21 protein-coding genes are annotated in these 23043 nt (G+C 65.7%); 14 read left to right on the top strand and 7 right to left on the bottom strand.

Going from position 1 to position 23043, the window contains the following annotated elements:
* The first annotated feature begins 43 nt into the window (after positions 1 to 43).
* The 3 genes from purL to ACFQS4_RS17480 all read left to right on the top strand — a co-directional run bounded on the left by purL (position 44) and on the right by ACFQS4_RS17480 (position 3524).
* Complete coding sequence (gene purL / locus ACFQS4_RS17470; RefSeq protein ID WP_500194856.1) at positions 44 to 2275, top strand: phosphoribosylformylglycinamidine synthase subunit PurL; 2232 nt, start codon at positions 44 to 46, stop codon at positions 2273 to 2275.
* Between the two features lie 134 nt (positions 2276 to 2409).
* Complete coding sequence (locus tag ACFQS4_RS17475) at positions 2410 to 2994, top strand: response regulator transcription factor (protein ID WP_500194858.1); 585 nt, start codon at positions 2410 to 2412, stop codon at positions 2992 to 2994.
* 77 nt (positions 2995 to 3071) lie between these two features.
* Positions 3072 to 3524, top strand: a complete 453-nt coding sequence (locus tag ACFQS4_RS17480) for a chemotaxis protein CheW (protein WP_500194860.1) — start codon at positions 3072 to 3074, stop codon at positions 3522 to 3524.
* Between the two features lie 50 nt (positions 3525 to 3574).
* Here ACFQS4_RS17480 and ACFQS4_RS17485 read toward each other — a convergent pair whose 3' ends face one another.
* From ACFQS4_RS17485 to ACFQS4_RS17495, 3 genes are all read right to left on the bottom strand, one after another.
* On the bottom strand, positions 3575 to 4081 hold the full coding sequence (locus ACFQS4_RS17485; RefSeq protein ID WP_500194863.1) for a macro domain-containing protein: 507 nt from the start codon (positions 4079 to 4081) through the stop codon (positions 3575 to 3577).
* Between the two features lie 128 nt (positions 4082 to 4209).
* Entirely contained in the window at positions 4210 to 5478 is a 1269-nt protein-coding gene (locus ACFQS4_RS17490; RefSeq protein WP_500194865.1) for a M24 family metallopeptidase, read from the bottom strand.
* A 185-nt stretch (positions 5479 to 5663) separates the two neighbouring features.
* Positions 5664 to 6569, bottom strand: coding sequence for a cation diffusion facilitator family transporter (locus tag ACFQS4_RS17495; protein ID WP_500194867.1), 906 nt, complete (start codon positions 6567 to 6569; stop codon positions 5664 to 5666).
* Positions 6570 to 6766: 197 nt separating this feature from the next.
* On the opposite strand from ACFQS4_RS17495, the gene ACFQS4_RS17500 reads away from it, so the two are divergent.
* The 6 genes from ACFQS4_RS17500 (at position 6767) to citZ (ending at position 10748) form a co-directional block, all read left to right on the top strand.
* A complete protein-coding gene (locus tag ACFQS4_RS17500) occupies positions 6767 to 7153 on the top strand; it encodes a fluoride efflux transporter FluC (protein WP_500194869.1) in 387 nt (128 codons plus the stop codon).
* Positions 7150 to 7554, top strand: a complete 405-nt coding sequence (gene crcB, locus ACFQS4_RS17505) for a fluoride efflux transporter CrcB (protein ID WP_500194872.1) — start codon at positions 7150 to 7152, stop codon at positions 7552 to 7554. The genes ACFQS4_RS17500 and crcB overlap by 4 nt, the downstream gene beginning before the upstream one ends.
* Before the next feature lie 406 nt (positions 7555 to 7960).
* Positions 7961 to 8530, top strand: a complete 570-nt coding sequence (locus tag ACFQS4_RS17510) for a magnesium transporter (protein ID WP_500194873.1) — start codon at positions 7961 to 7963, stop codon at positions 8528 to 8530.
* Positions 8530 to 9114: a magnesium transporter gene (locus ACFQS4_RS17515; RefSeq protein WP_500194876.1), complete on the top strand. Its 585-nt coding sequence runs from the start codon at positions 8530 to 8532 to the stop codon at positions 9112 to 9114. Before ACFQS4_RS17510 ends, ACFQS4_RS17515 begins: the two co-directional genes overlap by 1 nt.
* A gap of 49 nt (positions 9115 to 9163) precedes the next feature.
* Positions 9164 to 9442: a DUF7536 family protein gene (locus ACFQS4_RS17520; protein WP_500194878.1), complete on the top strand. Its 279-nt coding sequence runs from the start codon at positions 9164 to 9166 to the stop codon at positions 9440 to 9442.
* Positions 9443 to 9599: 157 nt separating this feature from the next.
* Entirely contained in the window at positions 9600 to 10748 is a 1149-nt protein-coding gene (gene citZ / locus ACFQS4_RS17525; protein WP_500194881.1) for a citrate synthase, read from the top strand.
* A 40-nt stretch (positions 10749 to 10788) separates the two neighbouring features.
* On the opposite strand, the gene ACFQS4_RS17530 is transcribed toward citZ, so the two are convergent.
* Positions 10789 to 11175, bottom strand: a complete 387-nt coding sequence (locus ACFQS4_RS17530; protein WP_500194883.1) for a hypothetical protein — start codon at positions 11173 to 11175, stop codon at positions 10789 to 10791.
* 112 nt (positions 11176 to 11287) lie between these two features.
* Positions 11288 to 14167, bottom strand: a complete 2880-nt coding sequence (locus ACFQS4_RS17535) for a CARDB domain-containing protein (protein ID WP_500194884.1) — start codon at positions 14165 to 14167, stop codon at positions 11288 to 11290.
* Positions 14168 to 14409: 242 nt separating this feature from the next.
* Here ACFQS4_RS17535 and ACFQS4_RS17540 point away from each other — a divergent pair, with 242 nt between their 5' ends.
* Both ACFQS4_RS17540 and ACFQS4_RS17545 read left to right on the top strand, forming a co-directional pair.
* Complete coding sequence (locus ACFQS4_RS17540; protein WP_500194886.1) at positions 14410 to 15174, top strand: DUF4397 domain-containing protein; 765 nt, start codon at positions 14410 to 14412, stop codon at positions 15172 to 15174.
* A gap of 137 nt (positions 15175 to 15311) precedes the next feature.
* Complete coding sequence (locus ACFQS4_RS17545; RefSeq protein WP_500194889.1) at positions 15312 to 15749, top strand: hypothetical protein; 438 nt, start codon at positions 15312 to 15314, stop codon at positions 15747 to 15749.
* A 10-nt stretch (positions 15750 to 15759) separates the two neighbouring features.
* Here the strand turns inward: ACFQS4_RS17545 and ACFQS4_RS17550 are convergent, their stop codons facing one another.
* Complete coding sequence (locus ACFQS4_RS17550) at positions 15760 to 17757, bottom strand: ABC transporter ATP-binding protein (RefSeq protein WP_500194891.1); 1998 nt, start codon at positions 17755 to 17757, stop codon at positions 15760 to 15762.
* Positions 17758 to 17976: 219 nt separating this feature from the next.
* Complete coding sequence (locus tag ACFQS4_RS17555; protein ID WP_500194893.1) at positions 17977 to 18534, bottom strand: hypothetical protein; 558 nt, start codon at positions 18532 to 18534, stop codon at positions 17977 to 17979.
* 489 nt (positions 18535 to 19023) lie between these two features.
* On the opposite strand from ACFQS4_RS17555, the gene ACFQS4_RS17560 reads away from it, so the two are divergent.
* The 3 genes from ACFQS4_RS17560 to ACFQS4_RS17570 are packed head-to-tail and all read left to right on the top strand — an operon-like array spanning position 19024 to position 22997.
* Entirely contained in the window at positions 19024 to 19878 is an 855-nt protein-coding gene (locus ACFQS4_RS17560; RefSeq protein WP_500194895.1) for a hypothetical protein, read from the top strand.
* A gap of 3 nt (positions 19879 to 19881) precedes the next feature.
* The gene (locus ACFQS4_RS17565; RefSeq protein WP_500194898.1) at positions 19882 to 21603 is read left to right on the top strand and encodes an outer membrane protein assembly factor BamB family protein; all 1722 of its coding nucleotides are present in this window, start codon (positions 19882 to 19884) and stop codon (positions 21601 to 21603) included.
* A 5-nt stretch (positions 21604 to 21608) separates the two neighbouring features.
* A complete protein-coding gene (locus tag ACFQS4_RS17570; RefSeq protein ID WP_500194901.1) occupies positions 21609 to 22997 on the top strand; it encodes a cupredoxin domain-containing protein in 1389 nt (462 codons plus the stop codon).
* Positions 22998 to 23043 lie beyond the last annotated feature (46 nt).

A 23043-nucleotide genomic window follows, 5' to 3' on the forward strand; every position in this document is an offset into this window, starting at 1 on the left:
ATATGGAAACCCCTTTACTGTCCCACTTTCACCACCTAGGTGAATGAGCGAAGCCGATTCGGACCACGAACTGATCGTTGCCGAGCTGGGCCGGGAACCCACCCCAGCTGAGGCGGCGCTGTTCGAGAACCTCTGGAGCGAACACTGCGCCTACCGATCCTCGAGACCACTGCTGTCGGCGTTCGAGAGCGAGGGCGAACAGGTCGTCGTGGGGCCGGGCGATGACGCGGCGGTCGTCGCGCTGCCCTCGAGCGGCGGCGCGAGCGAGGACGGAAGCGAGGATGGCGAAACCGAGCGAGGCGAGGATGTCTACATCACCCTCGGCATCGAGAGCCACAACCATCCTTCCTACGTCGACCCCTTCGACGGCGCCGCCACGGGCGTCGGCGGCATCGTCCGGGACACCCTCTCGATGGGCGCCTACCCAATCGCGCTCACCGACAGCCTCTACTTCGGCCCCTTCGAGAACGAGCACTCTCGGTACCTCCTCGAGGGCGTCGTCGAGGGAATCAGCCACTACGGGAACTGCATCGGCGTCCCCACCGTCGGAGGCAGCGTCGACTTCCACCCAGACTACGAGGGGAATCCGCTGGTGAACGTCGCCTGCGTCGGCCTCCTCACCGAGAACCGCCTCGTGACGGCCGTCGCCCAGGAGCCCGGAAACAAACTCGTGCTGGTGGGCAACGCCACCGGCCGCGACGGCCTCGGCGGCGCGAGTTTCGCGAGCGAGGACCTGGCCGAGGACGCCGAAACCGAGGATCGCCCCGCAGTCCAGGTCGGCGACCCCTACGCCGAGAAACTGCTGATCGAGGCCAACGAGGTCATGATCGACGAGAACCTGATCGAGTCGGCTCGCGACCTCGGCGCCGCTGGCCTCGGTGGCGCCTCGAGCGAACTCGTCGCCAAAGGCGGTCTCGGCGCCGAAATCGATCTCGAGCGGGTCCACCAGCGCGAGCCGAACATGAGCGCGCTCGAAATCTTGCTCGCGGAGTCACAGGAGCGGATGTGCTACGAGGTCGCCCCCGAGAACGTCGAACGCGTTCGCGAGATTGCCGAGCGCTTCGATCTGGGCTGTTCGGTCATCGGCGAGGTCACGGCCGACAACTACGTCTGTACCTTTGACGGAGAGACAGTCGTCGACGTTGACGCCGGGTTCCTCGGAGACGGGGCACCGATGAACGACCTGCCGTGGGAGGAGCCGACCGAACCCGAGACCGATCTCCCCGAGACCGACCTCGAGGACGCCTTCGAGGCCGTCGTCGGCTCTCCGAATACCGCCTCCAAGCGGTGGGTCTACCGCCAGTACGACCACGAGGTGGGGGTCCGGACGAGCGTTCCGCCGGGTGACGACGCGGCGGTCGTCGCCGTTCGAGAGACCGATACCGGAATCGACGGGGGAACCGGAACTGGACTGGCCATCTCCGCCGGCGCCGCCCCGAACTGGACTGCCGCGAACCCGAGAGACGGCGCACGCGCAGTCTCCCTCGAGAACGCCACCAACCTCGCCGTCAAGGGGGCGACCCCCCTCGCAGCCGTGGACTGTCTCAACGGCGGAAATCCCGAGAAACCGGACGTCTACGGCGGCTTCAAGGCCATCGTCGACGGCCTCGCGGAGATGTGTGCCGAGCTCTCGGTGCCGGTCGTCGGCGGCAACGTCTCCCTGTACAACGACTCGGTGAGCGGCCCCATCCCGCCGACGCCGACGCTCGCGATGGTCGGCACGAAGGCGGGCTACGACGCGCCAGGCCTCGAGGCGCGCTCCGAGGAGTCGTCGCTCCTCCTGGTCGGCGACGACGCCCTCGAGCGCGATTCCTTCGCCCTCGGGGGCTCCGAACTCCTGGCGCAGTTCGGCGGGAGCGATCGGTTCCCCGACCTCCCCGAGACGCCCACCGAACGGCTCGAGACGCTCGCCACCGTCGCGAACGCCGACTCGACGCTCGCCACCCACGACGTGAGCCACGGCGGCCTCGCGGTGTCGCTCGCGGAGATGGTGACCGCGGACGTCGGTCTCGAAGTGGCGCTGCCGACCGACGACCTGGCGGCGGGACTGTTTCACGAACTCCCCGGACGGGCGGTGATCCAGACGACCGACCCCGACGCCGTGGTCGAGGCGTTCGACGGCGTCGCGCCCGTCGTCGAGCTGGGCTCGCCAACCGCCGACGGGACGCTGTCGATGACAGTTGCGGCGGAGGGCGGAGACGAGACGACCGTCCTCGAGCGAACGGCGGCCGACATCGCCGCTCTCCGTACCGTGCTCGAGACGGAACTCGAGTAGCGACCCGATTGGTTCCAGCTACGTTCGGACCGTTTATTCAGTTCAGCAGCGTTTTCCAGGTCCAACCGCCCGATATATTCATATGGCTCCGTGAGAAGTCTGTCAATCGTCAGCCGATACTGGAGACTATCCCGATGCCATCTGAACCCCACGTCCTGATCGTCGAAGACGAACCCGACCTGGCGACGCTCTACAGCGCCTGGCTCGAGGACGAGGTGTCCGTCGAGACTGCCTACGACGGCACGGACGCCCTCGACGCCATCGACGAGACGGTCGATATCGTGCTCCTTGACCGCCGAATGCCGGGTCTCCCGGGCGACACCGTCCTCGAGACGATCCGAGACCGCGACCTCGACTGTCGCGTGGCCATGGTGACGGCGGTCGAACCGGACTTCGACATCATCGGACTGGGGTTCGACGACTACCTCGTCAAGCCGGTCTCGAAGACCGAGCTCACCTCGCTGATCGACCAGTTGCTGTTGCGCTCGAGCTACGACGACCAGCTCCAGCAATTCTTTGCACTCGCGTCGAAGAAGGCGCTCCTGGACGGGCAGAAAACCGCCGCCGAGCGACGGGCCAGCCAGGAGTACGCCGTTCTCGAGGACCGCCTGGCGGTGTTGCGGGCGACCGTCGACGATACCATGATGGAATTACTGGAGCGGGACGTCTACCGCCGCCTCTGTGAAGATATCTCCAGAACGCCGGTCGCTACCGAGTAGTAGAAGGAAACCGGACGACTGCGACCTGATTAGTTGTCGGAACAGTTATTTTCCAGTGGCGTCTCCGTCTGAACTGAATGACGGAGACTGGCGGCTCGAGCGAGCCGACCGACCGCGTTTCGATACTGCCGTTCAAACTGCAGACGGACGACTACTGCGTCGAATCCGACCGAGTCTCGTCGGTGCTGGGCGTCGGTGACATCGGCGTCGTCGACGACGCCGAGGACCCCTGGAACGCAGGCGAAATCGATGTCGGCGGCGAGCAGATTCGGGTCGTCGACCTCGCTCGCGTGTTCGCGGCGTCGACGGCGTCGATCGATCGATCGAGCGATCCGATGCTCCTCGTGTTCGGCGTCACCGACGACGCCGGCGCCTACTACGGGTGGCTAGTCGACGACGTCGGCATCACTCGGCGGGTCGACCGGGACCGCCTCGAGCCAAATCCGCGGGGTGGTGCGTTCGTCGCGGGTCACCTTCCGCTCGAGGAGGAGACGTACCGCTGGCTCGACGAACGAGCGATTCACGACTAGTTGGGACAGTCGTCGCTGGCCCCAGTTCAGTCTGGGAGCACAGGCTCCAGTCAGCCCCGGAGTCGCCGCGCGACTCGTTGGATTGTCTCGAACTCTCGCTCGTCGTAGGCGATGAATCGCACGTCCTCGAGCGTACTCGGTTCGTAGGCTTGGATCTCTCGAGCGATGATCTCGGCGCCCTCGGCGAGATCGAAGCCGGCGACGCCACAGCCGAGGGCCGGGATCACGAGCGACTGACAGTCCAGCTCGTCGGCGCGCTCGAGGGCGTTCCGGGTGGCGTCCCGAATGCTATCCTCGGTGGCTCGCCCGTCGCCGTAGTGGGGCATCGCCGCCGCGTGGACGACGTACTCGGACTCGAGGTCGTAGGCGTCCGTGACGGCGACTTCGCCGAGGTTGATCGGCCCCTTCGCCATCGCCTCCTCGTTGATCTCGGGGCCGGCCCCGCGCCGAAGCGCGCCGGCGACGCCCGATCCCATCCGGAGGCTCGTTCCGGCGGCGTTGACGAGGGCGTCGGCGGAATGGGCCGCGATGTCGCCCTGGATGACGTCGAAGTCCATGCTCGCGGTACAGTCGTCCTCGTCAAAAATCGTGGGCCGATGCCGGTCCGCTGGCCGTACGGAGGCCGGCCCCCTCGAGTCTCGAGGTCGGAGAGTCGAGACTCGAAACCCGCTCTCGAATCGAGCAGTCAGTAGTCGATGCGCGTAATCTCTTCGACCGGCCACTGGCTCAGGATCTCGACGCCGTTCTCGCGGACGACGACCATCTCCTCGACGCGCACGCCCTGGTTCTCCGCGGGTTCCTGGGTCTCGACGGCCATCGTCATCCCCTCCTCGATCTCGATCGGGTGTTCGGGGGAGAGGCCGCGCCAGATCAGCGGCACCTCGTAGAGCTGGAGGCCCAGGCCGTGACCCCAGTGGTTGGTCGTCATCTGCCAGTGTTCGTCGGCGTCGTAGAAGTCGGCGTGCTCGCCTTCCATGTCCGGGAACCCCTGGCAGATTTCGTCGGTCGTCGCGCCGGGTTCGATGCGCTCGAGGACGTCGTAGAGGTTGTCGCGGGCGATCTCGTAGGCGTCTTTTTGGGCCTGGGTCGGCTCGCCCATGCTGAAGGTGCGGTAGTAACACGAGCGGTAGCCCAGGTAGCCGATGTTGTAGAAGTCGGCGTAGACGAGGTCGCCGGGACGGATCATCCGGTCGGTGGTGTTCGCCTGGTGTTTCGGCCAGGTGTTCGGGCCGGAGGTGACGTAGCCGCCGCCGACGAACGCTCCCTGCTTCCAGAGTTCCTCCGCGGCGGCACCCCAGAGGTCAGTCTCTTTCGCTCCGGGGCGGGCGGTCTCGGTGATTCGCTGGAACCCGGCCTCGCAGATGGCCGCGACCTGGCGCAGACACTCGATCTCGTCGCGGGTTTTGATTTTGCGAGCGTCCTCCATCACCTTCGGGACGGTCCCGGTGTCGACCTCGATCCCGCGGTCCTCGAAGGCGCTCACCAGGCCGGCGTTCCCGACGTCGATACCCAGCACCTCGTCGTCCACGCCGTACTCCTCGAGAGCGGTCGCCACGGTGTCGGCCATCTTCGCCTTGAGGAAGTCACGTGCGGAGTCGCGGCCGGACGCACGGGGGACGTTGCCGAGTCCGGGGCAGGCGTAACGGATGTCCTGGAGCCACGGGCAGTTGAACCGCTGGTTGCTCGCGTGGTCGGCGGTGTCCCAGTGAATTACGTTGCCTTCCTCAGTGAGGACCGTGTAGTGGTCGGCCCCGCTGCCGCCGGTCATTGCCAGGCCGGTAACGTAGCGGATGTTCGGATCCGAGACGAGGAGCATGGCGCCGAGTTCGGTCTCCTGGAGGCGCTCGAGGGCGCGCTCTTTTCGTTCGCGGCGCATCCGTTTGACGTCGATGCGCTCCTCCCAGTCGACGGCCTGAGTCCCGCGCGTTCCCTCCATGAAGTCCCGCTGGTACATACTCGTAGGTCACGAACGATCCCTAAGAAACCTATCGACACGTGGACGGCGTGGATATTACTATATTTTCTATAGTGTAGCGATGCGTTCGAAAATCGACCTCGTCGTCCTCACTGCCCTCGCCACCCTCGAGGGGAGACGGAAGAAACTCGCGGTCGCGGGCTAAGTTCCGAAGGCGAGACCGGTCAAGACTCGACGTGGTCCTTCCACTCACCGATCCCCGAGGGATCGAGGTGAACGTGGGCGTCCCCGACGTCGTCCTGTTCGCGCAGGGCCGTCACGAGCGCCGTCTCCAGGTCGTGGGCGTCCCGCAGGGGCATCTCGCCGTCGACCTCCACGTGGACCTCCACCTCGAGGACCGTCCCGTCGTAGTAGACGGTGAGGTCGTGAATCCCCTGTACGCCCGGGTGGTCTCGGAGCGTCCGGGAGATGGCCTCGCGCTTCTCGCTCGAGGGGGCGGCGCCGACGAGGTAGTCGACGTTCTCGCGGGCGATGGAGACGCCCTGGGAGACGACGATCAGGCTCACGAGGCCGCCCGCGACGGCGTCGAGTTCAGGAACGCCGAAGACGACGCCGAGGACGCCGATCACCGCCGCGAGGGAGGTGTAGATGTCGTTCAGGCAGTCGACCGCGAGGGCGTCGAGTGCGGTCGACCCGATCTCGCGGTTGATCGCCTGCGTGTATCGGTAGACGAGGTACATGTCGGCGATCGCAAACGCCAGCGCGCCGAGCAGGAGGGGACTGAAGCTGACGTCGGTGCTATAGAGGAGCCCCCGAACCGACTGGTTGAGCAGAGAGAGGCCCAGCAGGGCGATGACCGCGCCGACGAACAGCGCCGTCAGGGGTTCGATCCGGTCGTGGCCGTGGGGGTGGGTGTCGTCGGGTTCGTCGTAACTGCTCGTCCCCCACACCAGGACGACGACGCTGGCCACGAGGTCGGCCAGGGAGTGGGCGGCGTCGGCGAGCAAGGAAAAACTGCCGAAGGCGAGACCTGCGGCCCCCTCGACGGCGATTTTGGCGGCGTTGCCGAGGACGTTCACCCAGGCCGCTCGCCTGAAGTCGCGCCGGTGTCGGTGTGTGCCCTCGCTCATACCCGGTTTAGAGTGAGTCTATCCTTCAACGTTGTCACTCGAGTTCGGGACGCCCCGATACGTTCGAATCCACGTGTTTCGACACGCTCATAGGACCCGCATCCAAATCACGGCGTAGTTGGGCGATGGGGCCCGCCTGATCCAACCGCCGACCGTCGCTCGACGACGATCGGCTGACGGTCCCTGGATCAGCCAGCATGTCCGACACCGCACTCACTCGACTCGAGACGCTCGCCCTGATCGCCATCGGTGGCTTCGTCGGGTCGAACCTTCGATTCGTCGCGTTCGGCGCGCTTCCCGAAGAACTCGCCCTCCTCACCGTCAATGTCGTCGGGAGCGCCGTCCTCGGCTTCCTGGTCTACGAGGCCCAGTACCGGGGGCGGATCGACCCGGCGACCCGGATCTTTCTGACGACAGGCTTTCTCTCGTCGCTGACGACCTACAGCGGTTTCGCGCTACAGGCCGGAACCGCCGACGGCCCGCTGTTGTTCGGCGCCGTCGTCGTCGGCAACTACGTGCTCGGCTTTGCCGGCGTCCTCGTCGGGCGGTCGCTGGCTCGAGCGACGGGCGGTGATCGCTCGTGAACGCCGACCTCCCGCTCGTGTTCGCGAACGCGCTGGCTCGACTCGCGGACGGCCTCGAGCCAGCCCACCTCGTCGGCGTCGGTGGTGTCGTTGGCGCGCTCGCTCGTCACTGGGTGTTCCAGCGCCTCTCCTGGGACTCGTTCCCCGTCGCGACCCTCGCGGTCAACGTGCTGGGGAGTTTCCTGCTGGGGCTGGTCACGTTCGCCAATCCTGGACCCGCGACCGCCCAGTTCGTCGGGACGGGAATATGCGGCGCGTTCACGACGTTCTCGACGTTCTCGGTGGAGACCGTTCAGTTGCTCGAGCGCGGAGATCGTCGCCCGGCAGCCATCGCAGCCGGGTCGAACCTGCTCGCCTCGGTGGGCGGGATCTGGCTGGCGTGGTGGCTGGTCACGCTCTGAGCAACGGATCGACGACGGTCGAGCGTACACTGTCGGGTGTTACCACGGACTGTGCGGAGGAAAACGCCTATCAGACTCGTCTCAGTAACGAACGTACATGTTCACGTGGGCCGCCACTCCCGTCGACCGACACCGACGCCGAACTGGGCATCCGGTATGTCCTCACGCACCGGCGGACGGTTCCGTCGGCGAGAGACGCGTCGGTCCGCGTCGCCATCGCTGCTCGCACGTCCGGGGTGAAGTCTATGGGGGCCGCTAAACGGCGATCACCGGGGCCGAGCGGGCGAGAAGTGTTCGAAACCGAGACCAGTGAGGATCGACGTGGGGCGTTCGAGGCCGAAACGAGTGAGTCCGGTACCGTACGCGACGCTCGAGCAACGCCGCGCGGTCGCCCGGAGGCCACCCCATGAGCGCTCGCGAGGAGTTCGTGTCGATCTATCGGGAGACGCTCCCGGTCCTGCTAATCGCGCTCGGTGGCGGGCTCGTGTCCGGCGTCGTCCTCGAGAACCTCCTCGCGAGCGTCGAACGGTTCCCCGGGCTGCTCGTGATGGTTCCAGTCTTTCTCGCTACCCGTGGGAACGTCTACGGCGCGCTCGGGGGACGACTCGCCAGCGGCCTCCACCAGGGGCTGATCGAGCCGCGCTTCTCGTGGGACGAACGCCTGGTCAACGCGGTCGTGGCCTCCTTCGTCAACGGCATCGGCATCTCGGTTGTCATCGCCGTGCTCACGCGACTCGCGCTCGCGGTGCTGGGCTGGGAGTCCGCGGCGCTCTGGGAGTTTCTCGCCATCATGCTCGTCTCGGGCGTGCTCACATCGACCGTGTTGATCTTCGGCCTGCTCCTGGTGCTCTTCGGCGGGTACAAGGCGGGCTACGACCCCGACAACCTGGTCGGCCCCATCGTGACGACGCTGGGTGACATCTTCGGCATGCTCTTTCTCGTCTTCGCCGTCACGCTCGTCGGGGTGATCCCCTAATGTCGATACTCTCCACGAGCGACTCGCTGGGCTCCTGGAGCGCCCGATCGATCGTTACCACGATGTTCCCCCTGCTGGTCGTGCTCTCGATCATCGTCCTCGCGGCTGGGATCACCCTCGACCGCGCAGAAGCGCTCCTCGAAGAGTATCGCGTGCTCGCGATCATGGTTCCCACCATGGTCGGACTCGGCGGTAATCTCGGCGCGATCTTGAGTTCGCGGCTCTCGAGTCGCCTCCACCTGGGCGTCGCGACGTTCGACGTGCGGGATACCGGTCTCTGGGCGAACATCGCCGCCATCCTCGCGCTGGCGGTGACGGTCTTCACGGTGCTCGCGATCGGGTCGTACCTGATCGGTCTCGCGCTCGGTATCGCCGTCGCGCTCCCGACGCTGCTGTTCATCGCCCTGGTCAGCGGACTCTCGATCGCCGTCATCGCCGTCGTCTGCAGTTTCGGTGCGACGTACGCCTCCTATCGGCTCGGGATCGACCCCGACGACCTGACGATCCCGGTCGTGACGAACGTCGTCGACGTCTTCGGCATGCTCATCTTCGTCGGCGTCTCGTGGGTCGTGCTCGGGTTCTGATTTCGTCGAATCCGACGCGACTTTGTACGGCCGGCCGAAAGATCGAGACGTGTCACCGTCACCGGACCGCCCGGAGCGCCCGCCGACAGCGGCTCTGGTCGAGGCCCTCGACGTCAAGCGAAACGCCGTCATCTCGCTGCTCGTCGGCGTCGCGTTTACCGTCGCGGTCTTCGCCTTCTTCGTCGTCATCCCCGGCTCGAGCCAGCAGTCGGGGTACCTGCTCGCGCTCGCGTTCGTCCTCGCGACGACCAGCGCCGGTACCGTCTGGATCGCGCTGACGGTGTACGCCGCCGTCGGTCTCTCGCGGGAACTATTAGCGGACGAATAGTATAGGTCGAATCGATCGTCGACCGAGTGAGAGCCGACCCGAGGCCGACCGTTCGAAATTCTGATCCGATGGATACCGACGCAGGCGTCGGGACGAGTGGCGTGGTGCCAACAGGCAAACGGCAATACTTTTCCAATCCCGCACGAAAGTTCCTGCTATGGCTGACGATCTGAAGAAAGGGCTCGAGGGTGTGTTGGTCGCCGAATCCCAGCTCAGCTCGATCGACGGTGACGCCGGTCGACTGATCTACCGTGGGTACTCGATCGAGGACCTCGCGGAGGGGGCCAGCTACGAGGAGGTACTCTACTTGCTCTGGCACGGCCAGCTCCCCGACGCGGGCGAACTCGAGTCGTTCACCGACGCGATGGTTGCCGAGCGGGCCGTCGACGACGCCATCCTCGAGGCCGTTCGCAGCCTGGCCGAGGCCGACGAGACGCCGATGGCCGCACTCCGGACCGCGACGTCGATGCTCTCGGCGATGGAATCCGAGAGCGACGTCGACGCCGAGGACGCCGAGGCCTCGCTGCGAAAGGGACAGCGGATCACCGCCAAGATCCCGACCGTCCTGGCCGCCTTCGAGCGGTTCCGCCAGGGCGAGGAGCCGGTCGACCCCGATCCCGACCTCGGACACGCGGCGAACTTCCTCTACATGTTCACGGGCGAGGAGCCCGACGACGTCGCCGCCGAGACGTTCGACCAGGCGCTCATCCTCCACGCCGACCACGGCCTGAACGCCTCGACGTTCACCGCGATGGTGATCGGTTCGACGATGGCCGACGTCTACAGTTCGCTGACCGGCGGTATCGGGGCACTCTCGGGCCCGCTCCACGGCGGCGCCAACCAGGACGTCATGGAGGTCCTCTTCGAGATCGAGGAGAGCCACCTCGATCCGCGCGACTGGGTCGAGCAGGCGACCGACGAAGGTCGACGCATTCCCGGCTTCGGCCACCGCGTCTACAACGTCAAGGACCCCCGCGCGAAGATTCTGCAGCGACGAAGCGAGGAACTCGCCGAGACCGGCGACGATACCTGGTACGAGATCACCACGACCATCGAGGACTACCTCACCGAGGAGAAGGGCCTCGTCGAGAAGGGAATCGCCCCCAACGTCGACTTCTACTCCGGGTCGGTCTACTACCAGCTTGGCATCCCAATCGACACGTACACGCCCATCTTCGCGATGAGCCGTGCCGGCGGCTGGATCGCCCACGTGCTCGAGTACCAGCGTGACAATCGACTCATCCGCCCGCGTGCGCGCTACACGGGTCCCGAGGACCAGACGTTCGTGCCGCTCGAGGAGCGGTAGCGGTAGAAAGTTCGATCCGTTTTCGCTCTGACTTTTCCCATCACTCGAGTTGCGTCGCCCGATACCCCGATACGGATTCGACGGCGAGGTAGACCAGGGCCGTGAGCGCGAGTACCGCGAGGCCGACCTGTCGGACGGTGACGGGGCCGAGTGCGGCGTCGCCAGCGACCCACAGGAGCGCGCCGACCAGGAGGAAGACGGCGACGACGGCGACGTACCGCCAGCGGGATTCGGCCGGGACCATGCCGTCGTCGCCGCGCGCAGCCAAGTAGAGGTGCGCGCCGCCGAAGATGATACCGTAGCTCACGAGGAAGGCGACGAGGTATTCGGGACCGTCGGTCGCGAAGTCGAACCTCGAGACAACGGCGAAGATCGCGATCGCCAGGACGACAGCGACGAGATGGACGCGGGTGTCGCGAGAGACCATGAGATCGTATTGTATTTCAGACTATTTGACGTTTTCGAGGACGTGGCCTCGAGAGTAGTTCGGAGGTGTCGGTGTACTCGAGTGCACGGTGACCCCCCCCTCGAAGTGGAGATTATCCGTCGCTCGAGGCGTTGTCGTCTGTGTCTTCGGTTCCATCGTCGGCACTCTCGCCGTCGCCACTACCTTCGGCGTCTGTGCCATCCGTTTGGCCACCTCCTGTGTCGCTCGTCTCGTTCGTATCGTCGGTTGCGTCGCCGTTTTCACTACCTTCGCCATCGGTCTCGCCATCGCCGTCCGTGTTCGCTCCGTCGGCGGTCTCACCACCATCGTCAGTTTCCGCGCCGTCGCCACTACTGGGCTCCTCGCCGTCACCGTACGCACTCGCCGCCTGCGTCGCCACCCGAACCGGCTCCTGATTCCCGAACGCCGACAGGTCGACTGTCCACTCGAGGCGCTCGTCCTCGCTCTGGGGCGTCCATCGGGTGGTGAACGACCCGCCGCCGGCCGCGAGTTCGTTCGGGGGCTGGCTGGACGCAGTCCCCGCGGTGAACGAACTCCCAACGATTATCGGTACCTCGTTGTCGTTCGTGTAGCCGAAGGTCACGTCGTAGCCGTCCCCCGTGGGTGAGACGGACACGACCTCGAGTTCCGGCGGAACCGGGGCGATCGACCCGCTGCAATCGTGGGGGTTCGAGTGGGTCGTCTCGGGACCGACGGCGCTCGGGCCGCCGATTCCGGTGATCGTCGTCCCCAGGACGCCGTAGTCCTGGACGGTGACGGTAGCGCTCGAGTCGTCACCGGAGACGCCGCGTTCGTCGCCGATTTCGAAGACGACGGTGCCGGAGAAGGTGGCGGGGACGTGTTCGCCGATGGTGACGAAGTCTTCGCCGGAGGTCGTTCCGATCCCGTGGTCGGTGTTGAACGCGGTGTGGGCCATAATCGTGTCGCCGTCCTCGAAGGTGCCGGTGACCTCGACGCGCGAGCAGTCGACGAAGGTGACCTCGAGGTCGTCGTCCGCTCCGTCTTCGCCCTCGCCGTCGTCTTCGTCCTCGCCGTCCCCGTCGTCCTCGTCTTCGTCATTTTCGCTGCCGTCGTCGTCCCCGTCTCCACTACCGCCGCCGACCCCGTGAACTGAGACCGTCCGCTCGTCTTGCTCCTCGCCCGCGACGACGGTGATTGGGAACTCGACGTCCTGGCGAACGGGGTACGTTTCGTAGCCCAGCGCGAGCGTCTCCGTCTCTCCGCCGTCGACGGTCACCGACGCCGAATCGACGGTATCGCCGCCGACGACCAGCGAGACGTCCTCGGTCGCTCGCCCGTCGCTCCGGTTCTCGAGTTCGATTGTCGCCTCGAGGCGCTCGCCTCCGGTGACGGGGTCGTTCACCTCGCGAATTCGCGGGACGAGCGCGGGGAGTCCATCGGCGTACACTCGCACGAGGCGGCGGTCGCAGGCCCCGTCGGTCTCCACCGACACGAGAAATTCCACGTTTCGGCGGACGGGATAGGTCTCGTACCCTAACTCGAGGGTCTCGACCGCACCGGGTTCGAGAGACACTCTCTCGCTCGCGACTCGGTCGCCGGCAGCCAGGTGGATGTCTCGCGTGATGGATTCGCTTCCCACGTTCTCGACCTCCGCGAGCACCGAGAGCACCTCGCCCGCCGCGACCGGCGCGTTGGTCTCGAGAATCCGGATCTCGAGGTCGGCCACGCCGTCGGCGTACACCGAGACGGTTCGGTGGTCGGCGTCGTCGCCGGTCGTCACCCAGACGGGAAACTCGACGTCCTGGCGGACGGGGTAGGTGTCGTAGCCGAGGGTCAGCGAGTCCGTCCCGCCGCCGTCGACCGTCACCGAGCGAGCGTCGACCACCTCGCCGCCGACGACCATCGCGACCTCCCTGGTCGCCGCCTCGGAGCCGACGTTCTCGAGGTCGAGGACGAACTCGAGAGGGTCGCCGGCGCCGACCGGGTCGTTCGACTCGCGGATCGAGACGTGCAGGTGGCCGCCGTTGGGTTCGACGGGCGTCCACGGCTGGGCCGTCGTCACGGTACCGTCGCTCGAGCGAACCCAGACGATCACCGGACAGCCGTGGCAGAGCGAGGCGCCGTCGACCTCGAGCGTCGCGGTGTCCGAGGACCCCGAAACCGAGGAGATATCCAGGATGCGGTCGGCGTGGCCGAGCCACCAGACGACCTCCTCGAGGCGCCCCTCGGCGTCGGTCACGTCGATGGCGAGTTCGACCGTCTCTTCGTTGCCAACGGCGAGCCGGCCGGGCACGGGGCGGACCTCCTCGACGGCCGGGCCGCCGTGCCCGCCCTCGGCGACCTCGACGGTCCACTCGGCGGTCGCGTTCGCCCCTTCCTGGACGACGCTCGCTCGAACGGTGTACGTGCCGGGCTCGTCGAAGGTGTACTGCCAGTAGTCACGACCCGTCCAGCCGAAGTACTCCGCCTGCCACGGCCCCATCGACCAGCCGGCGTACTCGTCGTCGACGTACCAGTGTGTGACCCCGCCGTAGCCCTCGGTGTCGTCGGGTTCGGTCTCGAACTGGACCGTCGATCCGGGCGCGACCGTGACCTGCGAACCGGGTCGCACGCGGTCGGCCGGCAGGTCGTCGATGCCGGTCACGGTGACGAGTCGCTCGTCGCTCCCGTCTCGTGTCTCCACGCGGACAGGGAACTCGACGTCCTGACGGACGGGATAGGTCAGGTGGCTGAACTCGAGGTCGCGGGTCTCGCCGCCCTCGAGTTGGAAAATCCACCGTCCACCCACCGGATCGTCGCCCACGAGAAACTCGGCCGTGACCTCGAGTTCCGATGCCGTCGTGTTTGTTACCTCCGCCGTGACGGTCAGGTACTCGCCGGCCTCGACGGGGTCGTTCGTCTCGAGGATTCGCACCGACAGGTCCGTGGCCGTCGCGAGCCCCCCGTCGGTGACCGAGACGAGCACCCCCACGCCGGTGCCGAGTCCCACCAGATAGCCTCTTCGGCGCATGCGAGTGGCTACGCGGGTGAAAGGCAATATATCCCTCTGAATAAATTAGAAATTAACCACGCGACGGTGAGTTTCACGGTCGATGACATCGGTTCGACGAGCCTCCCGTGGCCGGAAACGCGAGTACGTCCTCGCTACGCGAACTGTCACCATCGAGCGACGGTCGTAGGGCGAGACTGCGTTCCGACTGTCACCGCAACTGACGTAGTAGTTTATCCGTTCGCCGTCCGCCGATTCCGACTATGCCACTCTCACGACGACGAACGCTCGCCGCCCTCGGCATCGCCGGCGGGACGGCCACGACCAGCGGGATCGTCTTCGGACGCGGGGAACACGACGACGACGAACGGGAACGTGACCCGGACGACCAGGAGACGAACGGCTCGAGCGAGCGAGGGGCGCCGCTGACTGCCGTCCGCGTCGCCCACCTCTCCCCTGACGCGCCGGGCGTCGACGTCCTCGTCGACGGCGAACGCGTCGTCTCGGGCCTCGAGTACGACACCCTGACACCGTACCTCGAGCTCGAACCGGGCACCGCCACCATCACCGTCACGGCCGCCGACGACGCCGACACCGTCGTCTTCGAGCGCGAGTACTGGTTCGGACAGGCGTTCTACACCGTCGCCGCCATCGGCGAACTCGAAGCCGGAACCATCCGCCCGCACGTCCTGGTCGACGACGGCTCCGTCCTGTTCCGGGCCGTTCACGGCTCGCCAGACGCGCCGGCCGTCGACCTCTACGCCAACGACGGCGACAACCCGATCGTCGAGAACCTCGCATTCGGCGAGACCTCGAACTACGTCGCGATCCCGGCCGCCGAGTACGCCCTCGACGTGCGGCCGGCCGACGATCCCGAAACGTCCGTCGCCTCGGTCGATCTCGACCTCGAGCGTGGCGGCGCTTACACCGGGTACGCGATCGGTGCCCTCGAACCGGGTGACGGTGACGCCGAGTTCACCATTCGAGCGACCCTCGACGGCCCGATGGCTGCGGCGAGCGATCGCTAATCGATGCTCGAAACCGCCGTCACGCGGTTCACTCCTCGGCTGGAGCGCTGCTCCGCCCCCTCGATACCCACTGACGGACTCGAGCGAACCAGGCTCGTGGAAATGTTTTTACGCTTATCTGACGAGTGAGAAACGAGATGGTTCGCCCGCCCGGCGCCCTGTATCGAGGGAGCGAAGTCGCGCTCGCGGTCTTCGTGCTATTCGTCGACGTCGTCCTGCTCGTCAATCGGCCCCTGCCGTGGCCGTCGTGGCCGAAACTGGGTTCCGTGCCAATCGACCCCGAACTCGTGTTACCGGGTGTGCTGGCAATCCTCGTCATTGTCGGCGTGGTGAGGGAAGGACTTGGGCTCCGCGTCGATCAGTTGCTGGCGCTCGGTCTCGGGGCGCTGACGCTCTGGTGGGCGTCACTCAGCCTCTACACGCTCTACGCCGGAACAGGCGGCGGCGTCTTCTTCGGCGGCCTGTTCACCCTCGTCAGCGCCACCCCGCTCGCCGTCGTCGTCCTCGCTCGAGCGGGTATCCGCCGAGACCTCCACCGGCGCCTGGTTGCGTCCGTTCGACGGGTGGGGACCTGACCGATCCGTCTCAATCCCCACCGTCGGCCATCGCCTCGAGCGCTTCGTCGAGCGTCCCGGCCTGAGCCTCCCACAGTGTCGCATAACGTCCCCCGGCCGCGAGCAGTTCCTCGTGGTCGCCGCGCTCGACGACCCGGCCGCCCTCGAGGACGAGGATCACGTCCGCCTCGCGAATCGTCGAGAGACGGTGGGCGATGGCGAGGGTGGTCCGCCCCTCCGTCAGGCGGTCGATCGACTGCTGGATCAGGAGTTCGGTCTTCGTGTCCACTGCGCTCGTCGCCTCGTCCAGGATCAGTATCTCGGGGTCCTGCAGGACCGTCCGCGCGATGGCGATCCGCTGGCGCTGGCCGCCCGAGAGTTTGACGCCGCGTTCGCCGACCCGCGTCTCGTAGCCGTCGGGGAGGTCCTCGATGAACTCGTGGGCCTGGGCGGCCTTCGCGGCCTCGCGAACGGCCTCGTCGGAGGCGTCGAAGTGGCCGTACCGGACGTTGTCCGCGATGGTGCCGTCGAAGAGGAACGTGTCCTGGCTGACGTAGCCGACGGACTCCCGGAGTTCCGCGAGGCGAACGTCGCGGACGTCGTGGCCGTCGACCCGAATCTCACCGTCGTCGACGTCGTAGAGTCGCAGGAGGAGTTTGAGCACGGTCGACTTTCCGGCGCCGGTCGGTCCGACCAGGGCGACGGTGTCGCCCGGTTCCGCCGTGAACGAGACGTCCTCGACGACGATTTCTGCGTCGTCCTGGCCGTCACCGGTGCTGCCGTCGCCGGCACTGCTACCATCGTTCCCGAGACCCCCGTCGCCGGACGCCTCGCTCCCGCCGACGGCCCGCCGCTCGCCGCTCGCGTAACTGAACGTCACGTCGTCGTACTCGACGCGACCAGCGACGTCCTCGAGCGGCTCGGGGTCGTCGGGGTCGGAGACGTACACGGGAATGTCTCGCAGGCCGAAGACGCGCTCGCTCGAGGCCTTCGCGTTCTCGTACTGGTCGACGATGTTCGAGACCTCTGCGAGTGGGGCGACGATCCGCTGGGTCAGAAAGAGGAAGGTGACGAAGTTGCCGACCGAGAGCGTCCCCGAAAAGGGGCCCGGCGCCGCGCCGTTCGTGAGCCAGAGGCCGCCGACGAGGAAGGTCGCAGCGAAAGCGAGGCCGGCAAGCAGTTCCATCCCCGGTCGATAGACGTACGAGAGCTTGAGGACGGCCATCGTGTCGTCGAACAGCCGCTTCGAGGCCTTTCGAACCCGTGAGACCTCGTACGCCTCGCTGGCGGTCGTCTTCGTCAGATCCATCCCCGAGAGGCTGTTCTCGAGGCGGGTGTTGAGCCACCCGACCGAGGACCGCTGACGGACGTACCGGGGCTCGATGACGCGCATGAACCACAGCGTGAAGGCGAACATCACCGGAACCGCGACGAGCGTGACGGTCGCCAGTTGCCAGTTCAGGTAGAAGAGGACGCCCGCGATGCCCCCGACCATCACGAGCAGTCGGGCGGAGTTCATCAGCGCGTTGTCCAGAAACCGCTCTAAGTTTTGGGTGTCGTTGTTGAGGACGGCCATGACCTCCCCGGTCTGCTTGTCGTCGAAGAAGGTCATGTCGAGGTTCTGCATCTTCCGGAAACAGTCGACCCGGACAGCGTGCATGACGCTGTGGGCGAAGAGGTTCGCCGACACCCCGTAGATCCAGGTAAAGAAGGCGACGGCGACGAACGCGCCCGCGATGGCCGTTATCGAGAACCAGAACTGCTCGAGGCTCTCCGTCGGGAGCCACGCGTCGGGGACGACGGGGAGGCTGTAGGTCCCGCCACCCTCGGTGAAGATGGCGTCGATAGCCGCCCCCAGCACCAGCGGCGGCACCAGGCTGGCCATTCGGGCCAGGAAGTTGGCGACCATGCCGACGCTGAACCAGCTCAGCCGACCTGGCCCGTACTCGCGAAAGAGTCGCCAGAGCGGCCGGTCGACGTGCTCCCGGTAGGCGTCGAACGGGGTTTCGTCTTCGTCGTGGGTACTCACTACATGGCCGAACCGCTTCGGAACGTAAACGGATCACGGTTTCGGAAGGACGTGCCTGTTCGATATGGGCTGCCCATCCGTGGAAAATACGCGCCGACGTCGAGGGAGACGCGGCGGCGCTCGGACGGTACGTGTCGGGATCGCGGTCGGGTCCCTGGAAGCCGACGCTGCCTTCTTCGAACCCGGTACGCCCCCGCTAAACGCGACGGAACCCGTCTCCTACCGTGTCTGGGCGTACCCGGCGTACTCTGCGTTTGTGATGACGTCGTGGCGGAGTAGCTCGGTTGCCTCTTCGATCGTCGCCGTGCCCTCGTTGAATCGGCGTCGCAGTTGCTCGAAATCCCGATCTCGATCGAACTCAACGGTGAACTCGAACTCGTCCAGCGTCCAGCCGTTTCGTCTCGCTACCCGCTCCATCGCGTTTCCGAGGGTGGCTTCGAAGCCCTCCGTTTGCCGGTCGGTGTTTGGCTCCTCCAGACCGAGGTAGAGGAACGCGAGGAGGGCGGCCGCTCCGGAGCCGACGGGGAGGGCCTCTCGGCGGTCCTCTTTCCGATCCTCGTCGGCGTCTGCCGACCTGTCGACCGATCCGTGATCCGTCGATCGGAAAACCCACCGTCTATCGTCGGGCTGAAGGTTCTCCCACAGGACCAGGGCGTCCCGGGCGATGGCGTTTCGCACTTGCTCTCTCACGTACCGTCGTTCCGTCTCGTCGTGTTGGGATTCCCCCTGAAGATTTTCGCGCTGGTCGGCAGTGAGGATTCCCGTGTCGGTGGCCATGCCTAAAGATGGCACGTAATACCGCATAATCCTGTGGACCGCTAGAACGAGCTAGATGTCGCGTCACGGGCATCCGAAACGGAGTGACGGTGACTGCGAAGATCACAGTGTCAGCCACGGTCGATCGCTTCGATGAGCACGAAGGTATGGACTGCGAAACAGCCTTCTCGTCGGTTTCGGCTAACGGATCCCTCTCGGCAGTTACGGCCGGCGTTCGGCAGTGTGCCGTTCGAACGGTGCTCATTTCGCGTTCGCTACTCGAGGAAGGCAGTAACTACCTGAACCATAATCAATAAATAAATGTGCTAGTCGTTCACTGAATCAATATATTACACATTGTGTGTGGATGGAAATTACTAATACGCTCTGCATGGCGAGTTAGTATGTGCCATGGCCTACGGTACCAATCCTAAGAAAAGATACAGTTACGGGGTCGTAAACGAAGCTAATCGCCGTCAATTCCAGGAGGCGCTAGGGATCTCGACGCCCGTGGCAGTTTCCGGGCCCGTCCTCGCCGACCTTCGGTCGGAAGTCGAAGACGAGGCGACGGATGAATTAGCGGCGATGGGTCGGAAAGTTGAGGAGGGACTCTCCGAACCGCTCGACGCAGCGTTGCTCGCCACGGAGTTGTCGGAGTTGAAAGACGAGTTCGAGCGGATTCCTGAACTCCGCAATCTCGGCGTCCCGGAGTACGGAGAGACGCCGTACCAGGACCTGACGCCGGCGGCCTGGCGGATCAACGATCACCTGGTGGAGACGGGGTTCTTCGAGAGCGCCGAGGAAAACCTCCCGGCGTTCACATCCGAACATATCCACGCGACCACGAGACAGTTGCTCCGAATGGACTCGTTACCCGGGATGTTGTCCGAACTCGGATTCCCCGACGACGAGCAACTCGCTGTCGTGACGAACATCGTCACCGCCCGCGAGCAACTGTCGTGGTGGCAGCCGACGCCCAACTACCCGCCAGTCGAAGCCGAGGACGATTACGACGAAGGTGTCGCCTACGAGACCGTCGCGCCGCTGCACCACCGCGCGATGGAGGGGGCGCTGCTGTGGATCGACGGACTCGACTGGTGGATCTGGCAACACGAGGTGCTCGTGACCGACGAGATGATCAATCGCGGCGTCTGGGACGTCAAATCGATGCTCGCCGGCGCCTACCTCATGGGCGACGCTGCCAGACGCCTCGCTGAGGGGACGGTCGGCGACGAGGACCTGACGACGCTGATCACCGTGGGCGCTGCGATCATGATCATCGGTCAGGAGTTCCTCGCCGAGGACATCGCCTGGATCGACGACGAGATGCGAAAACCGCTGGACGAAGCGCACGAGGAGGTGTGAACAATGAACCGAATGCTGCAAAACGGAATGGATCACCTGGAGGACGTTGAGGCAATCCGAGAGGGCCCGTACCAAGAGAAACCCGGCGAGTCGAATATCGAACAGTTCGACACCGATCAGATCACCGAGGGAGAGATCACGGAAGAACACCTCCACGAGACGGGCGAACGAACCGACAACTGGCTGATCATGGGCGGCTCCTATGACAGCCAGCGACGGTATCCAGGTGACGAATTGAACCCGGAGAACGTCGGGGACCTCGAGGTCGAGTGGGAGTTCGAGCACGGGGACCCGCCGATGACGGCGTACCAGAACTCGCCGATAATCGTCCAGGGCGATCCCCCGATCATGTACCTCACGTTCGGGCCCGACGAACTACACGCCCTGAATGCACGAACCGGCGAGTTCCTCTGGTCGCACATCTACGAGCCGACCGTCGGGGCGAGTCCCGACACCGCCCCCGCCGAGCGCGGCGCGGCCGTGTTCTGCGACTGGGTGATAAAGAGCACCCTCGATCTCGGCGTGATGGCCGTAGATCGGTACACGGGCGAGGACGTGTGGTACTACAACGGCGCGTGTGCGTACCGGGGCGAGCCCGCCGACGACCTCATGCACGAGGAACTCATGTGGGAGCGCTCCCGCGGGACCACTTCGTCGTGGCCGCCGCTCATCTACGACGGGAAGATCATGAAGGGCAGCTTCGGCGGCGAGTACGGCGTCAGCGGCTTCTTCGACGCGATATCGCTCGAAGGCGAGCCGCAGTGGCGGGTCAACATGACCCCCGAGGAGGAGTGGGTCGGCGACTCCTGGAAGCACGGCGGCGCCACCGCCTGGGCCTCCGGGGCCGTCGACGTCGAGACCGACCAGGTCATCATCCCGTCGGCGAACGCGGCGCCGTGGTACGGTACCGTCCGACCGGGGTGGAACCCTTACTCCGCCGGCAAGGTTGCGGTGAGCACCGAGGACGGCGAGTACCGGTGGCACCACCAGGACGCGCCGCACGACTACTGGGACTACGATTCGCCGAGCCCCGCGCTGGTCTACACCGCCGAGGTCGACGGCGAGGAGCGACGACTCGCCTCGTGGGCCCCGAAGTCCGGCTGGGTCCACACAGTCGACGTCGAGACTGGCCAGCTCGTCCAGCGCAGCGAGGAGTACGTCCAGCACCACAACATGTGGACGATCCCGGGCAAGGAGGATCTGGACAAGATGCCCTGGATCATGCCGTGGCTGGGCGGCGGAACGAACCCCCAGCCCAGTTCCTACCACCAGGAGAGCCGAACGATGGTCGTCACCGGACACAACGAGCCGTGGCGGTGGGCCTGGGAGGACACGTGGTACGAGCCGCCGGGTGAGGGCTTCTCCGGTGTCGCCGAACTCGAGACGACCGAGTACCTCGAGGAGTGGAACGGGTTCTACGGCGTCGTCGCTGGCATCGACCCCGTCAGCGGTGAGGTCAAGTGGCAGGACTGGCACGACGAAGTCGCCCGAGGCGGAACGCTGTCGACCGCGTCCGGCGTGTCGTTCGCCGGAACCCGCGGTGGGGACTTCATCGCCTACGACACGGAAACCGGCGAACGGCTGTGGGCCGACCAGCCCGGCGGCGAAGACGGCGAGGTCGACGGATCGCCCGTCGCCTGGCACGATCCCTACGAGGAGAAGGTGTTCGTCTTCGTTTCGACCCAGCAATCCGGCGTCGCGACCGCGTACTCGGTCGAGGTGTGACAATCATGACTATGCACGATCAACGAGCCGACGACACAGAACTGAAGGTACTCCGGCGAACCGTCCTCAGATCGACCGCGGCGGGCGCGGGACTCGCCGCGCTGAGTGGACGAGCTCTCGGAGACGACGAAGGGGAAGCCGACGAAGATGGGGACGAGGCAGCCGACGAAGCGGAAGGCAACGGCGGCACGGAGGCGGAGTTCGCCGAGGTCGTCGTCGACACCCAGGTTACCGATGGGTCCTCCGTCGAGGTCGAATCGGTGACGCTGCCCGATGGTGGCTTCGTCTCCCTCGTGGATCCCGTGGCCGCTCACGACGAACTGCCGCTCGAGACCATGCCCGATCTGGGGCAGGTCCTCGCAGTTCAGGTTCAAGGCGCCTCCGAGTTCCTCGAAGCGGGCACTCACGAGGACGTCGTGATCGAATTCGAGGAACCCCTGGAAGGAGAGCGGCTCTACCAGGTGTGGGCCCACCAGAATACCACCGGCGACGAGACGCTCTCCTTCATCGAGAGCGCTGGCGAAGAGGACGGACGGTATCCGGAGCCCCAACCCGCAGCGGAAGGGTTCCAAGAGGCCGACGAGATCCTCCTCGAGGGGCGGATCGAAGCGTGGACCGGCGTCGAACCCAACGTGATCAGCGGCCAGTCCAACCCGACCCTCGTCTTCGTCGAAGGGGAAACCTACCAAATTACGTGGGAAAACGCCGACGGGGCGGGACACAACATCGAAATCCGAGACGAGGGCGGCGAGGTCGTCGACGACTACTCGACTGACGTCATGGCCGAAGAGGGCGAGACGCAGACGCTCGAGTTCGAGGCCACCAGCGAGATGGCGCAGTACGTCTGTGACCCCCACGACGATACGATGGTCGGCGATATCGAGATCGAAAGCGAGGAAGATGCGGCGGAGAACGGCGAAGACGGAGCGGAGGACGAGGAGAACGGCGAGGACGACGAGGGGACGGCGGACGAAGAAGCGGAAGAGGAAGCCGAAGAGGGGGATCCAGGCGAGGCGCAAGCGGGCGAAGAGGAGAACGGCGAGGACGAGGAGAACGGCGAGGACGAGGAGAACGGCGAGGACGGAGCGGACGACGGCGAGGAAGCGGAGAACGGCGGGGACGACGAAGGGACGGCGGACGAAGAAGCGGAAGAGGAAGCCGAAGAGGGAGATCCAGGCGAGGTGCAAGCGGGCGAAGAAGGGAACGGGGAGGAAGCGGAGAACGGCGAGGAAGAAACGGAAGATGAGGAGAACGGCGGGGACAGAGCAGACGACGGCGAGGAAGCGGAGAACGGCGGGGAGGGTATCCACCCCACCCAGGAGCCGCCCATCGTCATGGGCGACGTGTACCTGCATCAGCTTCAAGAGGGAATCGAGCTGTCTGACGAGGAATAGGTCGATAAAACACCTCTTTTGTACGCAGATGGAACCCAGCCAGGCC

Source organism: Saliphagus sp. GCM10025317, from assembly GCF_042663665.1.
In the GTDB taxonomy this organism is placed as follows: domain Archaea; phylum Halobacteriota; class Halobacteria; order Halobacteriales; family Natrialbaceae; genus Natronosalvus.

Excerpts from the sequence above, each read along its gene's own strand:
- purL (WP_500194856.1), top strand. The coding sequence starts at position 44 with ATGAGCGAAGCCGATTCGGACCACGAACTGATCGTTGCCGAGCTGGGC.
- ACFQS4_RS17475 (WP_500194858.1), top strand. The coding sequence starts at position 2,410 with ATGCCATCTGAACCCCACGTCCTGATCGTCGAAGACGAACCCGACCTG.
- ACFQS4_RS17480 (WP_500194860.1), top strand. The coding sequence starts at position 3,072 with ATGACGGAGACTGGCGGCTCGAGCGAGCCGACCGACCGCGTTTCGATA.
- ACFQS4_RS17485 (WP_500194863.1), bottom strand. The coding sequence starts at position 4,081 with ATGGACTTCGACGTCATCCAGGGCGACATCGCGGCCCATTCCGCCGAC.
- ACFQS4_RS17490 (WP_500194865.1), bottom strand. The coding sequence starts at position 5,478 with ATGTACCAGCGGGACTTCATGGAGGGAACGCGCGGGACTCAGGCCGTC.
- ACFQS4_RS17495 (WP_500194867.1), bottom strand. The coding sequence starts at position 6,569 with ATGAGCGAGGGCACACACCGACACCGGCGCGACTTCAGGCGAGCGGCC.
- ACFQS4_RS17500 (WP_500194869.1), top strand. The coding sequence starts at position 6,767 with ATGTCCGACACCGCACTCACTCGACTCGAGACGCTCGCCCTGATCGCC.
- ACFQS4_RS17510 (WP_500194873.1), top strand. The coding sequence starts at position 7,961 with ATGAGCGCTCGCGAGGAGTTCGTGTCGATCTATCGGGAGACGCTCCCG.
- ACFQS4_RS17515 (WP_500194876.1), top strand. The coding sequence starts at position 8,530 with ATGTCGATACTCTCCACGAGCGACTCGCTGGGCTCCTGGAGCGCCCGA.
- citZ (WP_500194881.1), top strand. The coding sequence starts at position 9,600 with ATGGCTGACGATCTGAAGAAAGGGCTCGAGGGTGTGTTGGTCGCCGAA.
- ACFQS4_RS17530 (WP_500194883.1), bottom strand. The coding sequence starts at position 11,175 with ATGGTCTCTCGCGACACCCGCGTCCATCTCGTCGCTGTCGTCCTGGCG.
- ACFQS4_RS17535 (WP_500194884.1), bottom strand. The coding sequence starts at position 14,167 with ATGCGCCGAAGAGGCTATCTGGTGGGACTCGGCACCGGCGTGGGGGTG.
- ACFQS4_RS17540 (WP_500194886.1), top strand. The coding sequence starts at position 14,410 with ATGCCACTCTCACGACGACGAACGCTCGCCGCCCTCGGCATCGCCGGC.
- ACFQS4_RS17545 (WP_500194889.1), top strand. The coding sequence starts at position 15,312 with ATGGTTCGCCCGCCCGGCGCCCTGTATCGAGGGAGCGAAGTCGCGCTC.
- ACFQS4_RS17555 (WP_500194893.1), bottom strand. The coding sequence starts at position 18,534 with ATGGCCACCGACACGGGAATCCTCACTGCCGACCAGCGCGAAAATCTT.
- ACFQS4_RS17565 (WP_500194898.1), top strand. The coding sequence starts at position 19,882 with ATGAACCGAATGCTGCAAAACGGAATGGATCACCTGGAGGACGTTGAG.
- ACFQS4_RS17570 (WP_500194901.1), top strand. The coding sequence starts at position 21,609 with ATGACTATGCACGATCAACGAGCCGACGACACAGAACTGAAGGTACTC.